25 protein-coding genes are annotated in these 13,118 nt (G+C 34.7%); all 25 read right to left on the reverse strand.

The window, feature by feature from the left end; translation table 11 throughout:
- Position 1 precedes the first annotated feature (1 nt).
- The 25 genes from ykgO to fusA all read right to left on the reverse strand — a co-directional run bounded on the left by ykgO (position 2) and on the right by fusA (position 13,114).
- Positions 2-118 (reverse strand): type B 50S ribosomal protein L36, encoded by a 117-nt coding sequence (gene ykgO / locus ABGB03_RS11040; protein ID WP_013305171.1) that lies wholly within the window; start codon positions 116-118, stop codon positions 2-4.
- Between the two features lie 12 nt (positions 119-130).
- A complete protein-coding gene (gene infA / locus ABGB03_RS11045; RefSeq protein WP_007094967.1) occupies positions 131-346 on the reverse strand; it encodes a translation initiation factor IF-1 in 216 nt (71 codons plus the stop codon).
- A gap of 13 nt (positions 347-359) precedes the next feature.
- Positions 360-1,703, reverse strand: coding sequence for a preprotein translocase subunit SecY (secY, locus tag ABGB03_RS11050; RefSeq protein WP_347922579.1), 1,344 nt, complete (start codon positions 1,701-1,703; stop codon positions 360-362).
- 16 nt (positions 1,704-1,719) lie between these two features.
- Complete coding sequence (rplO, locus tag ABGB03_RS11055) at positions 1,720-2,172, reverse strand: 50S ribosomal protein L15 (RefSeq protein WP_347922581.1); 453 nt, start codon at positions 2,170-2,172, stop codon at positions 1,720-1,722.
- A 14-nt stretch (positions 2,173-2,186) separates the two neighbouring features.
- Positions 2,187-2,366 carry a 50S ribosomal protein L30 gene (rpmD, locus tag ABGB03_RS11060; protein WP_347922582.1) on the reverse strand — a complete coding sequence of 60 codons (180 nt, stop codon included), beginning with the start codon at positions 2,364-2,366 and terminating at the stop codon, positions 2,187-2,189.
- An 11-nt stretch (positions 2,367-2,377) separates the two neighbouring features.
- Complete coding sequence (gene rpsE / locus ABGB03_RS11065) at positions 2,378-2,902, reverse strand: 30S ribosomal protein S5 (RefSeq protein WP_347922584.1); 525 nt, start codon at positions 2,900-2,902, stop codon at positions 2,378-2,380.
- A 6-nt stretch (positions 2,903-2,908) separates the two neighbouring features.
- On the reverse strand, positions 2,909-3,262 hold the full coding sequence (gene rplR / locus ABGB03_RS11070) for a 50S ribosomal protein L18 (protein WP_347922585.1): 354 nt from the start codon (positions 3,260-3,262) through the stop codon (positions 2,909-2,911).
- 10 nt (positions 3,263-3,272) lie between these two features.
- Positions 3,273-3,815, reverse strand: coding sequence for a 50S ribosomal protein L6 (gene rplF, locus ABGB03_RS11075; RefSeq protein WP_347922586.1), 543 nt, complete (start codon positions 3,813-3,815; stop codon positions 3,273-3,275).
- A gap of 17 nt (positions 3,816-3,832) precedes the next feature.
- Positions 3,833-4,234: a 30S ribosomal protein S8 gene (gene rpsH / locus ABGB03_RS11080; protein ID WP_347922587.1), complete on the reverse strand. Its 402-nt coding sequence runs from the start codon at positions 4,232-4,234 to the stop codon at positions 3,833-3,835.
- 60 nt (positions 4,235-4,294) lie between these two features.
- On the reverse strand, positions 4,295-4,564 hold the full coding sequence (gene rpsN / locus ABGB03_RS11085) for a 30S ribosomal protein S14 (RefSeq protein ID WP_167609163.1): 270 nt from the start codon (positions 4,562-4,564) through the stop codon (positions 4,295-4,297).
- Between the two features lie 3 nt (positions 4,565-4,567).
- Positions 4,568-5,119 (reverse strand): 50S ribosomal protein L5, encoded by a 552-nt coding sequence (gene rplE / locus ABGB03_RS11090; RefSeq protein WP_347922589.1) that lies wholly within the window; start codon positions 5,117-5,119, stop codon positions 4,568-4,570.
- Between the two features lie 5 nt (positions 5,120-5,124).
- On the reverse strand, positions 5,125-5,436 hold the full coding sequence (gene rplX / locus ABGB03_RS11095; RefSeq protein ID WP_347922590.1) for a 50S ribosomal protein L24: 312 nt from the start codon (positions 5,434-5,436) through the stop codon (positions 5,125-5,127).
- 14 nt (positions 5,437-5,450) lie between these two features.
- A complete protein-coding gene (rplN, locus tag ABGB03_RS11100) occupies positions 5,451-5,819 on the reverse strand; it encodes a 50S ribosomal protein L14 (RefSeq protein WP_117933755.1) in 369 nt (122 codons plus the stop codon).
- Positions 5,820-5,821: 2 nt separating this feature from the next.
- Positions 5,822-6,079, reverse strand: a complete 258-nt coding sequence (rpsQ, locus tag ABGB03_RS11105) for a 30S ribosomal protein S17 (protein ID WP_347922591.1) — start codon at positions 6,077-6,079, stop codon at positions 5,822-5,824.
- A gap of 17 nt (positions 6,080-6,096) precedes the next feature.
- Positions 6,097-6,288: a 50S ribosomal protein L29 gene (rpmC, locus tag ABGB03_RS11110; protein WP_347922592.1), complete on the reverse strand. Its 192-nt coding sequence runs from the start codon at positions 6,286-6,288 to the stop codon at positions 6,097-6,099.
- Positions 6,289-6,300: 12 nt separating this feature from the next.
- Positions 6,301-6,720, reverse strand: a complete 420-nt coding sequence (gene rplP / locus ABGB03_RS11115) for a 50S ribosomal protein L16 (protein ID WP_167609148.1) — start codon at positions 6,718-6,720, stop codon at positions 6,301-6,303.
- 19 nt (positions 6,721-6,739) lie between these two features.
- Positions 6,740-7,459 (reverse strand): 30S ribosomal protein S3, encoded by a 720-nt coding sequence (gene rpsC, locus ABGB03_RS11120; RefSeq protein WP_347922593.1) that lies wholly within the window; start codon positions 7,457-7,459, stop codon positions 6,740-6,742.
- A gap of 3 nt (positions 7,460-7,462) precedes the next feature.
- Positions 7,463-7,873, reverse strand: a complete 411-nt coding sequence (rplV, locus tag ABGB03_RS11125) for a 50S ribosomal protein L22 (protein ID WP_347922594.1) — start codon at positions 7,871-7,873, stop codon at positions 7,463-7,465.
- Positions 7,874-7,878: 5 nt separating this feature from the next.
- Positions 7,879-8,157, reverse strand: a complete 279-nt coding sequence (gene rpsS / locus ABGB03_RS11130) for a 30S ribosomal protein S19 (RefSeq protein WP_013869040.1) — start codon at positions 8,155-8,157, stop codon at positions 7,879-7,881.
- Between the two features lie 6 nt (positions 8,158-8,163).
- Positions 8,164-8,991 (reverse strand): 50S ribosomal protein L2, encoded by an 828-nt coding sequence (rplB, locus tag ABGB03_RS11135; protein WP_347922596.1) that lies wholly within the window; start codon positions 8,989-8,991, stop codon positions 8,164-8,166.
- Between the two features lie 11 nt (positions 8,992-9,002).
- Positions 9,003-9,293 (reverse strand): 50S ribosomal protein L23, encoded by a 291-nt coding sequence (gene rplW / locus ABGB03_RS11140; protein WP_136841402.1) that lies wholly within the window; start codon positions 9,291-9,293, stop codon positions 9,003-9,005.
- A gap of 7 nt (positions 9,294-9,300) precedes the next feature.
- Positions 9,301-9,930 (reverse strand): 50S ribosomal protein L4, encoded by a 630-nt coding sequence (gene rplD / locus ABGB03_RS11145; protein ID WP_347922597.1) that lies wholly within the window; start codon positions 9,928-9,930, stop codon positions 9,301-9,303.
- The gene (rplC, locus tag ABGB03_RS11150; protein WP_347922598.1) at positions 9,930-10,547 is read right to left on the reverse strand and encodes a 50S ribosomal protein L3; all 618 of its coding nucleotides are present in this window, start codon (positions 10,545-10,547) and stop codon (positions 9,930-9,932) included. Before rplC ends, rplD begins: the two co-directional genes overlap by 1 nt.
- 123 nt (positions 10,548-10,670) lie before the next feature.
- On the reverse strand, positions 10,671-10,976 hold the full coding sequence (rpsJ, locus tag ABGB03_RS11155; RefSeq protein ID WP_092133880.1) for a 30S ribosomal protein S10: 306 nt from the start codon (positions 10,974-10,976) through the stop codon (positions 10,671-10,673).
- Between the two features lie 11 nt (positions 10,977-10,987).
- Complete coding sequence (gene fusA, locus ABGB03_RS11160) at positions 10,988-13,114, reverse strand: elongation factor G (protein ID WP_347922599.1); 2,127 nt, start codon at positions 13,112-13,114, stop codon at positions 10,988-10,990.
- Between the last annotated feature and the right edge of the window lie 4 nt (positions 13,115-13,118).

Below are 13,118 nucleotides of genomic sequence, written 5' to 3' on the forward strand. Positions count from 1 at the left end.
ATTACCCTTGTCTTTGTTTGAATCTAGGATTCTTTTTGTTAATGACGTAAAGTCTACCTTTTCTACGCACAATTTTGCAATCTGCGCTACGCTTTTTTACTGATGCTCTTACTTTCATCTGTACTTATTATTAGTATCTATAAGTTATGCGAGCCTTTGTCAAATCATAAGGACTCATTTCTAATTTCACTTTGTCTCCTGGTAATAACTTAATATAATGCATACGCATTTTACCAGAAATATGTGCAGTCACAATGTGACCATTTTCTAATTCTACACGAAACATAGCATTTGACAATGCTTCTATTATTGTTCCGTCTTGTTCTATTGCTGCTTGCTTTGCCATAGTAATTAGGTTTTTAGCCTTTTCTATTTTTACCTGTCTTCATCAAGCCATCATAATGTTTGTTCAACAAGTATGAATTCACTTGCTGCATCGTATCAATTGCAACTCCAACCATAATTAATAGTGATGTACCACCAAAGAATAATGCCCAACCTTGTTGTACGTTCATTAGCTTTACAATAAATGCAGGGAACACTGCTATTAAAGCTAAGAATATAGAACCTGGTAATGTTATTTGCGACATTATTTTATCTAAATATTCTGATGTTTCAGTTCCTGGACGAATCCCTGGAATAAAACCACCACTACGTTTTAAATCATCTGCCATTTTGTTTGTAGGCACTGTAATTGCTGTATAAAAATATGTGAATATTATAATTAATAAAGCAAATACTACATTATACCACAATCCAAATATATCCGAAAATTGAGCTTGCAACCACTGTCCTACATTAGAATCTTTCATAAAATCCATTCCACCTATTAATCCAGGTACAAACATAATTGCTTGTGCAAAAATTATTGGCATAACTCCTGATGCATTTAGCTTTAATGGAATGTATTGTCTAGATCCAAACACATTTTTCTCATAACCACCAGAGGCAGTTCTACGTGCATATTGTACTGCAATTTTACGTACAGCCATTACTAGCATTACTGATGCTAAGATAATTACAAACCAAATTACTAACTCTATAAGAATCATAATTAATCCTCCATTAGACTCAGTAACTCTTGCTGCATATTCTTGTACAAAAGATACTGGCAATGTTGCAATAATACCAACCATAATTAATAGAGAGATACCATTACCTATTCCTTTATCTGTAATTTTTTCTCCTAACCACATTGCAAAAATACAGCCAGTAACTAAGATTACAATTGAAGAGAAGTAAAACAAACCTCCTTGACCTAATAAAAATGCTTCTTGAGGTATTCCTAAAGAAGGTAAGCTTACTAAATAACCTGGAGCTTGAACCATACATATAGCAATGGTTAACCAACGTGTTATTTGTGTTATCTTCTTTTGACCACTAGCTCCTTCTTTTTGTAGTTTTTGCAAGTAAGGAATCGCAATTCCCATTAACTGTACTACAATAGATGCAGAGATATAAGGCATAATACCCAATGCAAACACAGATGCATTTGCAAAGGCTCCTCCTGTAAAGGCGTTAAGTAAACCTAATAGTCCTTGTTCTGTATTATCACCAAGAGCACCTAATTTACTTGCATCAATACCAGGAAGCACAACTTGTGCTCCAAAACGATAGACTAAAAGCATTCCTAAAGTAAGAATGATTCTATCTTTTAGTTCCGTTATTTTCCAAACATTCTTTAAAGTCTCTATTAATTTCATTGTTTGTTGGGTCTTATTATAAAGTTACAGCTTCTCCTCCAGCAGCTTCTATTGCAGCTTTTGCTGAAGCAGTAAATTTATGAGCAGATACTTTTAATTTAGCTTTTAATTCACCTCTTCCTAATATTTTAACTAGTTCATTTTTACCAGCTAAACGGAATGCAGCAAATGTATCTAAATCTACAGTACCTTTTATTTTCTTATCGTCAACCATTTGTTGTAAAGTATCTAGGTTTATCCCTTGATATTCTTTACGGTTAATGTTAGTAAAACCAAACTTTGGCACACGTCTTTGAAGTGGCATTTGTCCACCTTCAAAACCTAATTTTCTAGAATAACCAGAACGAGACTTAGCTCCTTTGTGACCTCTTGTAGCGGTACCACCTTTTCCAGAACCTTGTCCACGACCAACGCGTTTACTATTATTGTTAACTGAACCTTCTGCAGGTTTTAAATTACTTAAATCCATTTCAGTTTATATTTTTAAGCTTCCTTAACAGAAACTAAATGTTTAACTTTATTAACCATACCAAGAATATTTGGTGTAGCATCGTGTTCTACAGTTTGACCAATCTTTTTTAAGCCTAGAGCTAATAATGTTAGCTTTTGTCTTTTTGTACGATTGATTGCACTTTTTTCTTTTGTTACTTTAATCTTAGCCATCGTATCCTTAATTATCCGTTAAAAACTTTTTCTAAAGAAATTCCTCTGTTCTTAGCAATAAGTCTAGCATCTCTTAATTGCAATAAAGCATCAAAAGTAGCTTTTACCACGTTATGAGGGTTTGATGAACCTTGAGATTTCGATAATACATCATGAACACCTACTGCTTCTAAAACTGTTCTTACAGCTCCACCAGCAATAACTCCTGTACCAGGTGCTGCAGGAATAATATTTACTCTTGCTCCACCGTATTTACCTTTTTGTTCATGAGGTAATGTTCCTTTAATAATAGGAATTCGAACTAGGTTTTTCTTAGCATCTTCTACTGCTTTTGCAATTGCACTAGCAACATCTTTAGATTTTCCTAAACCATGTCCTACAACACCAGCTTCATCTCCAACCACTACGATTGCCGAGAAACCAAATGCTCTACCACCTTTTGTTACTTTTGTAACTCTTTGCACACCAACTAAACGATCTTTTAGATCTAATCCACTTGGTTTTACTAACTCTGCGCTTTTGTATTTTTGATACATAATTTCTTAGAATTTAAGTCCTGCTTCTCTAGCTCCTTCGGCTAATGATTTTACTCTACCATGGTATAAATATCCACCTCTATCGAAAGAGATAGTCTCTACACCTGCTTTTAAAGCTTTTTCAGCAACGCTTTTACCTACTAAAGTAGCAACTTCTGTTTTTGTTCCTTTTGAACTGATGTCCTTGTCTCTAGAAGATGCTGTACTAATAGTTTTACCACTTACGTCATCAATTATTTGCGCGTAAATTTCTTTATTACTTCTAAAAACAGATAATCTTGGTCTAGTTTCAGTTCCTGAAACTATTTTACGAATTCTGTTTTGTATTCTTTGTCTTCTATCGTTCTTTGATAATGCCATAACTTACTTATTATGCTGATTTACCTGCTTTTCTTCTAATTTCTTCTCCTACAAACTTAACTCCTTTACCTTTATAAGGCTCAGGTGGTCTAAATCCACGGATTTTTGCCGCTACTTGACCTACTAATTGTTTGTCATGTGAAGTTAACTTTACTATAGGATTCTTTCCTTTTTCTGAAATTGTTTCAACCTTGATCTCTGGAGCAATGTCTAATACAATGTTATGAGAAAAACCTAAAGCTAAATCTAGTTTCTGCCCTTGATTACTTGCTCTATATCCTACTCCTACTAATTCTAATTCTTTAGTCCATCCTTTAGATACACCCTCAATCATGTTATGCATTAATGATCTGTATAAACCATGTTTTGCTTTTTGATCTTTAGTATCTGAAGAACGAGTAACCATAATGTTACTATCTTCAACTTTAATTTCTATAGAATCGTAGTTTTGTGTTAACTCTCCTAATTTACCTTTAACAGTCACGACATTTTCTTTAACATCAACTGTTACGCCTTCTGGAATGGCTACTGGATTATTTCCTATTCTTGACATTTCTTTTGGGCTTTAAATTAGTATACGTAACACAATACTTCACCACCTACATTTTCTCTTTGTGCTTGTTTACCTGTCATTACTCCATGAGAAGTAGAAACAATGGCAATACCAAGACCATTAAGAATACGAGGAAGTTCTTTCGAACTTGCATATTTACGTAAACCTGGTTTACTTATTCTTTGAATCCTTTTTATTACAGGTTCTTTAGTTTCTTTAGTGTATTTAAGAGCTATTTTAATAGTTCCTTGTACTGTAGAATCATCATCGAACTTGTAACTTAAAATATATCCTTGATCGAATAATATTTTAGTCATCTCTTTCTTTAAATTAGACGCTGGAATCTCAACCACTCTGTGGTTAGCAGCTACAGCATTTCTAATTCTTGTTAAATAATCCGCTACTGGATCTGTATACATAGTTATTAATTTGCGATTATGGTTTTTAACTTCTGTTAAACCTTTAATCAATTTATAATTTTACCAACTTGCTTTTTTAACTCCTGGAATTAATCCTTGGTTAGCCATTTCACGAAATGTAACACGAGATATTCCAAATGTTCTCATATAACCTTTAGGTCTTCCTGTTAATTTACATCTGTTATGCATGCGAATTGGTGATGCATTTTTTGGCAACTTTTGTAATGCTTCGTAATCTCCAGCTTCTTTTAAAGCTTTACGTTTAGCTGCATACTTTGCTACTGTTTTTGCTCTTTTCACCTCGCGGGCTTTCATTGATTCTTTAGCCATAACTTAGTTCTTTTTAAAAGGTATTCCTAGTTCTGTTAATAATGATTTTGCTTCTTTATCGGTATCGGCTGTTGTTACAAAAGTAATATCCATACCTGCAATTTTATTTACCTTATCAATATCGATTTCAGGAAAAATAATTTGCTCAGTAATTCCTAAGTTGTAATTACCTCTACCATCAAAGCCAGTTGCTTTTATACCATTAAAATCTCTTACACGTGGTAATGAAGATGTTACTAAACGGTCTAAAAACTCATACATTTGCTCTCCTCTTAAAGTAACTTTTACACCAATTGGCATGCCTTTACGCAATTTAAAAGATGCAACATCTTTTTTAGATATTGTAGCTACTGCTTTTTGTCCAGATATTTTACTGATTTCGTCAATAGAGTAATCTATTAACTTCTTATCTGCAACTGCGCCACCTACACCTCTAGATATTACTATCTTAGTTAGTTTAGGTACTTGCATTACATTTTTATATCCGAATTCTTCTGTAAGAGCGGCAACAACCTTGTCCTTGTACTCTTGTTTTAATCTTGGAATATAAGCCATAACTATTAAATTACTTCATTAGATTTTTTAGCAAATCTCACTTTCTTATCATCTTCCATTCTATATCCAACTCTAGTTGTTTCCCCTTTAGAGGTCAACAATGATAGGTTAGAAACTTGAATAGAAGCTTCTTTTTCAACGATTCCTCCTTGAGGATTATCAGCGCTAGGTTTCATATGTTTTTTAATCATATTTACACCTTCTACTATCGCTTTATTCTTATCGGTTAATACTTTAAGCACTTTCCCTTCTGATCCTTTATGATCTCCAGCAATTACTTTAACTGTATCTCCTGATTTTATTTTAAACTTTCCCATTGTAATATTTTGTATTAAAGCACTTCTGGTGCTAATGATACAATTTTCATGAATTGCTTATCACGAAGTTCTCTAGCTACTGGTCCAAATACACGAGTACCTCTCATTTCTCCAGTTGGATTTAAAAGCACACATGCGTTGTCATCAAATCTGATGTACGATCCATCTGGTCTTCTAACCTCTTTTACAGTACGAACAACAACTGCTGTAGAAACTGCTCCTTTTTTAATGTTTCCATTAGGAGTAGCGTCTTTAACAGTAACAACAATTTTGTCACCAACAGAAGCGTATCTTCTTTTTGTACCACCTAGAACACGAATAGTTAAAACTTCTTTTGCTCCAGTGTTATCAGCTACTTTTAATCTTGATTCTTGTTGTACCATAATTACTTAGCTCTTTCAATTATTTCTACTAGTCTCCAACACTTAGATTTACTTAAAGGTCGTGTTTCCATAATTCTTACAGTATCTCCTTCGTTACAGTCGTTTGTTTCGTCGTGTGCAACATATTTTTTTGTTTTTAACACGAACTTTCCATACATAGGATGTTTTACTTTTTTCACTTCAGCAACAACAATTGATTTCATCATTTTGTTACTAGTAACAATTCCTATACGTTCTTTTCTTAAATTTCTTTTTTCCATCTTTAAGCCGAATACAATTATTGTACTTCTCTTTTAGTTAACTCTGTTGCCAATCTTGCCACGTTTCTTCTTACAGCACGTAACTGAATTGGATTTTCAAGAGGAGATATAGCATGAGCCAATTTAAGGTCTGTATAACTCTTTTTAGTTTCACTAAGTTTTTCTTGTAACTCAGCATTAGATAGTTCTTTAATTTCTGATTGTTTCATAATATCAATAAATTAAGCTTCATAATCTCTAGCGATAATAAACTTAGTTTTTACTGGAAGTTTTTGCGCAGCTAAACGTAATGCTTCTTTTGCAACGTCTAATGGCACACCTCCTACTTCAAATAAAACTCTTCCTGGTTTAACAACAGCTGCCCAATATTCAACGGCACCTTTACCTTTACCCATACGTACTTCAAGAGGCTTTTTTGTAATAGGCTTGTCTGGAAATATTTTAATCCATAACTGCCCTTCTCTTTTCATATAACGTGTAGCGGCAATACGCGCTGCTTCTATTTGACGAGAAGTAATAAACTTCGAGTCTAACGATTTTATACCAAACATTCCGCTTGAAAGCAAATGACCTCTTCCAGAGTTACCTTTCATACGCCCTTTTTGCTGCTTACGGAATTTTGTTCTTTTTGGTTGTAACATTTTTCTTTAATTTAAAAAATTACTTTCTACGACGAGATTGATTCTTATTTCCACCTCGCGCTCCACCTTTTCCTTGCTTCTTAGATAAACCAACAAGCGGAGAAAGTTCTCTTTTACCATATACTTCACCTTTCATAATCCATACTTTAATACCCAATCTACCATAAGTAGTGTGGGCCTCAACTAAAGCATAATCAATATCGGCTCTAAATGTTGATAAAGGAATTCTTCCATCTTTATAATGCTCGCTACGTGCCATTTCAGCACCATTTAAACGACCACTAATTTGAATTTTAATACCTTCAGAATTCATACGCATTGCAGCCTGAATAGCCATCTTGATTGCACGCTTATATGAAATACGATTTTCAATTTGACGAGCAACACTTGACGCTACTAGATATGCATCCAATTCTGGACGTTTAATTTCAAAGATGTTCAATTGAACTTCTTTACCTGTAATCTTTTTAAGCTCCTCTTTTAACTTGTCTACCTCTTGTCCACCTTTACCGATAATAATACCAGGTCTAGCAGTAGTGATAGTAACGGTTACAAGTTTAAGAGTTCTTTCGATGATTACTCTCGACACACTAGCTTTTGATAAACGTGCATACACATACTTTCTGATTTTGTCATCTTCAGCAAGTTTATCTCCATAATCATTTCCTCCATACCAGTTAGATTCCCATCCTCTGATAATTCCAAGGCGATTTCCTATTGGATTTGTCTTTTGTCCCATTTATTAATTGCTTTGTGTGTTATTATTAGCTCCAAGCACGAGTGTTACGTGATTAGATCTTTTTCTAATTCTATGTGCACGACCTTGAGGCGCTGGACGCAATCTTTTTAACATTGATCCACCATCTACTCTGATCTCTTTTACAAATAATTCAGCATCTTCAATATCAGCATCTTCATTTTTAGCTTGCCAGTTTGCAACTGCAGACAATAACAATTTCTCTAAACGGCGAGATGCTTCTTTTTGACTGAATCTTAAAATATTAAGTGCTTTTTCTACCTTTTCACCTCTTACTAAATCGGCTACTAAGCGCATTTTTCTTGGTGACGTAGGACAGTTATTAAGTTTAGCAAAAGCAACTTGCTTCTTCCCTTCCTTAATAGCGTCTGCCATTTGTTTTTTACGACTTCCCATAGCTCTTATTTTTTACCTTTATTTTTAGCACCTGCGTGACCTCTAAAAGATCTTGTTGGTGAAAATTCTCCTAATTTATGTCCTACCATGTTTTCAGTAACATATACTGGTACAAATTGGCGGCCATTATGTACTGCAATTGTTTGTCCAACAAAATCTGGAGTAATCATACTTGCTCTTGACCAAGTTTTGATAACTGTTTTCTTGTTAGCTTCTACATTAGCAGCCACTTTTCTTTCTAATTTATAATGAACGTAAGGTCCTTTTTTTAATGATCTTGCCATGATTTATTATTTCTTTCTACGTTCAACAATATATTTATTACTTGCTTTAGTCTTAGAACGTGTTCTATATCCTTTAGCTGGTATTCCATTTCTAGAACGTGGGTGTCCTCCCGAAGATTTACCTTCACCACCACCCATTGGGTGATCGACTGGATTCATTACTACTGGTCTAGTTCTTGGACGTCTACCTAACCATCTACTTCTACCTGCTTTACCAGATACTAATAATTGATGATCTGAATTAGATACAACTCCAATTGTAGCCATACAGTTAGCAAGAATTAATCTTGTTTCACCTGATGGCAACTTAACTGTTGCAAATTTCCCATCTCTTGCCATTAATTGAGCAAATGCACCAGCACTACGAGCCATAACAGCTCCTTGACCTGGACGTAACTCTATACAAGAAATAATTGTTCCTAAAGGTATTTCGCTAAGCGGCATTGCATTTCCAATTTCTGGAGCAATTTCACTTTCACCAGATACTACATTTTGCCCAACTTGAAGTCCATTTTGCGCAATAATGTATCGCTTTTCACCATCTTGATAATTCAATAATGCGATAAAAGCTGTTCTGTTTGGATCGTATTCTATCGAAGCAACTTCTGCTGGAATTCCAGTTTTGTTACGTTTAAAATCAATAATACGATACCTTTTTTTATGACCTCCACCCTTATAGCGCATGGTCATTTTTCCTTGACTGTTTCTACCACCAGACCTTTTGTTCGGAGCTAATAAACTTTTCTCCGGCTTATCAGTAGTAATGGCGTCAAATCCGTTTACTACTCTAAATCGCTGTCCTGGTGTGATTGGTTTTAATTTTCTTACTGACATTTTTTGTCTAATTACATATTAGCATATAAATCAATCGTCTCACCTTCCGCCAGTTGTACAATTGCTTTTTTAACAGCATTTGTTTTACCATGTTGAACACCAGTTTTTGTAAACTTAGTTTTTCTATCTGGACGGACATTTATAGTACGAACTTTTTCAACAGAAACACCATAAACAGCTTCCACTGCTTTTTTGATTTCTACCTTGTTCGCCTTTTTGTTCACTTGAAAAGTGTAGCGGTTATTTAACTCGCTATCGTTTGTTGCCTTTTCTGTGATTATCGGTTTAATTAAGATACTCATGGTCTTCTTATTTACTTAAATTCGATTCAATTCCTTCTAAAGAGCTTTCTAAAAGTATTACTTGATTTGCATTTAAAATCTTGTAAGTACTTAATTCTGAACTCATTATAACCTCAGACCCTTTTAAATTGCGTGACGACAAATATACATTATTATTTGAAGCTCCCAACACAAACAAAGATTTTTTGTTTTGCAAGTCTAAAGCCTTTAAAACTGCTGTGAAGTTTTTAGTTTTTGGAGCATCAAAACTGAAGTCCTCTAAAACTGTTATTGCTTTCTCTCCAGCCTTAATTGTTAATGCTGATTTACGAGCTAAACGCTTCACGTTTTTGTTTAATTTAAAACTATAGTTTCTTGGTCTTGGTCCAAACATACGTCCACCACCTTTAAATACACCAGATTTAATACTACCTGCTCTTGCAGTACCAGTACCTTTTTGTTTTTTAATCTTACGTGTACTTCCAGTGATTTCTGCTCTTTCTTTAGCCTTATGTGTTCCTTGACGTTGATTAGCAAGATATTGCTTCACATCTAAGTATACAGCATGATTATTTGGCTCTATTGCGAACACATCTTTAGAAAGGTCTACCTTTCTTCCTGTGTCTTTTCCGTTTACATCTAAAACTGCTACCTTCATTATTTCTGAATTGTTACATAAGCGTTTTTGTGTCCAGGAACGCATCCTTTTACCACAAGCAGATTCTTATCAGCAACTACTTTTAAAACTCTTAAATTTTGAACTTTCACTTTTTCACCACCCATTCGTCCTGCCATTTTCATTCCTTTGAAAACTCTTGCAGGATACGATGCAGCTCCAATTGATCCTGGTGCTCTTAAACGGTTATGTTGACCGTGAGTAGCTTGACCTACACCACCAAAACCATGACGTTTTACAACACCTTGAAATCCTTTACCTTTTGAGGTTCCAGCAATATCAACAAATTCACCTTCTGCAAAGTGCTCTACTGTTATTGTATCACCTAATTTGTACTCCTCATCAAAACCTTGAAATTCAGCGACTTTTCTTTTAACAGAAGTACCTGCTTTTTTAGCGTGACCAATGTCAGCCTTTGTAGCATTTTTTTCTGTCTTGTCATCGAAACCAAGTTGAAGGGCTTGATAACCATCAACTTCTTCAGTTCTGACTTGGGTAACAACGCATGGTCCAGCTTCGATTACTGTACAAGGAATATTCTTCCCGTTTTCATCAAAAATGCTGGTCATTCCGATTTTTTTTCCAATTAACCCAGACATATTATTTATTATTAATTATTACTATTTGTTATTTAAAATTCAAGGCTGAAATACATTTCAGCCTTGAATTGTATTTTTACCGTTTTTCCCTCGCTCGCAGCTTAGGACATGTAAGTTTATTTCTTAAACTTTAATCTCTACTTCAACACCACTTGGCAACTCTAACTTCATTAGAGCATCAATTGTCTTAGAAGATGAAGAATAAATATCTAATAACCTCTTGTAAGAGCTTAATTGAAATTGTTCTCTTGACTTCTTATTTACGTGTGGTGAACGTAATACAGTGAAAATTTTCTTGTGTGTTGGTAATGGAATTGGTCCAGTTACAACAGCACCTGTACTTTTTACTGTCTTTACAATCTTCTCAGCAGATTTATCTACTAAACTGTGATCGTAAGATTTTAATTTTATTCTGATTTTTTGACTCATTTTCTTAAGATTTACGATTCAACGCCTTTAGCAGCTTTAATTACTTCTTCAGATATATTTGAAGGAGTTTCAGCATAATGTGAAAATTCCATAGTTGATGTTGCACGACCTGATGATAATGTTCTTAATGTTGTTACATATCCAAACATTTCAGATAATGGTACAGTAGCCTTTACAGTTTTTGCACCAGCTCTATCTCCCATATCACTTACTTGACCTCTTCTTCTATTTAAATCACCAACGATATCACCCATGTTTTCTTCAGGAGTAATTACCTCAAGTTTCATAATAGGCTCCATAATTACCGCTTTAGCAGCTTTCGCAGAATTTTTAAATCCTAATTTTGCAGCTAATTCGAAAGATAATTGATCTGAATCCACATCATGGTAAGATCCATCTTTCAATGTCACTTTCATAGAATCTACTTCGTAACCTGCTAATGGTCCATTAACCATTGCCATTTTAAATCCTTTTTCGATTGAAGGGATAAATTCTTTAGGAACATTACCACCTTTAATAATAGATTCAAACTGAAGTCCAGTAACACCTTCATCAGCTGGCTCAATAGTAAATACAATATCAGCAAACTTACCACGACCACCAGATTGTTTTTTGTAAACCTCTCTATGATCTGCCGCAGCAGTAATAGCTTCTTTGTACTCTACTTGCGGTTGCCCTTGATTTACTTCAACTTTAAATTCGCGACGTAAACGGTCAACAATAATATCTAAGTGAAGCTCGCCCATTCCAGAAATAATAGTCTGTCCTGAAGCTTCATCTGTTCTTACTGTAAATGTTGGATCTTCTTCTGCTAATTTAGCTAAAGACATACCTAATTTATCAACATCTGCTTTAGTCTTAGGTTCCACTGCAATACCAATTACTGGATCAGGGAAATCCATAGATTCCAAAACAATAGGATGCTTTTCATCAGACATAGTATCACCAGTCTTAATATCTTTAAAACCTACTGCTGCTCCAATATCACCAGCTTCGATAAAATCGATGGCATTTTGCTTATTAGAGTGCATTTGATAGATACGTGAGATACGTTCTTTTTTACCTGAACGATTGTTCAAGATATAAGATCCAGCATCTAAACGACCAGAATAAGCTCTAAAGAATGCTAAACGACCTACAAAAGGATCGGTAGCAATTTTAAAAGCCAATGCAGCAAATGGTTCGCTTGCAGATGGCTTACGAATTTCTTCTTGCTCTGTCTCTGGATTAATTCCTACAATACCTTCTTTATCAATTGGAGAAGGTAAATAACGACATACAGCATCTAATAAGAATTGTACTCCTTTATTTTTAAATGCAGAACCACAAATCATTGGAATGATAGCCATATCCATTACGGCAGCTCTAAGCGCAGCGTGCACTTCGTCCTCTGTGATAGAATCTTCATCTTCCATGAATTTCTCTAACAAGTTCTCATCATAAGTAGCAACTTCTTCAATAAGTTTTGCTCTTAATTCGGCAGCTTCTGCTTTTAATTCTTCAGGAATATCGATAACATCAAAAGTAGCACCTTGTGTTTCATCATGCCAAACTATAGCACGGTTTTTTACTAAGTCTACAATACCTTTAAAGTCTGCTTCATCACCAATATTCATAACAATTGGCACAGCATTTGAACCTAGCATGTCTTTAACTTGCTGACAAACTTCCATAAAATTAGATCCTTGACGATCCATTTTATTTACAAATCCAATACGTGGCACTTTGTAGTTATCGGCTAATCTCCAGTTAGTTTCAGATTGTGGCTCAACACCATCAACTGCACTAAATAGAAATACTAAACCATCTAATACACGTAAAGAACGGTTTACTTCAACCGTAAAATCTACGTGACCAGGAGTGTCTATAATATTAAAGTGGTATCCTTGAGTTTCAGGTGTTGGTTGTGCATTTTCCAATGGAAACTGCCAAGTACAAGTTGTTGCTGCAGAGGTAATTGTAATTCCTCTTTCTTGCTCTTGCTCCATCCAGTCCATTGTTGCAGCACCATCATGCACTTCACCAATTTTATGTGAAACACCTGTATAATAAAGAATACGTTCAGTAGTAGTTGTTTTACCGGCATCAATATGCGCAGCAATACCTATATTTCTTGTGTATTTTAAATCTCTTGCCATATCG

Source organism: Pontimicrobium sp. SW4 (genome assembly GCF_039954625.1).
Lineage (GTDB): Bacteria > Bacteroidota > Bacteroidia > Flavobacteriales > Flavobacteriaceae > Pontimicrobium.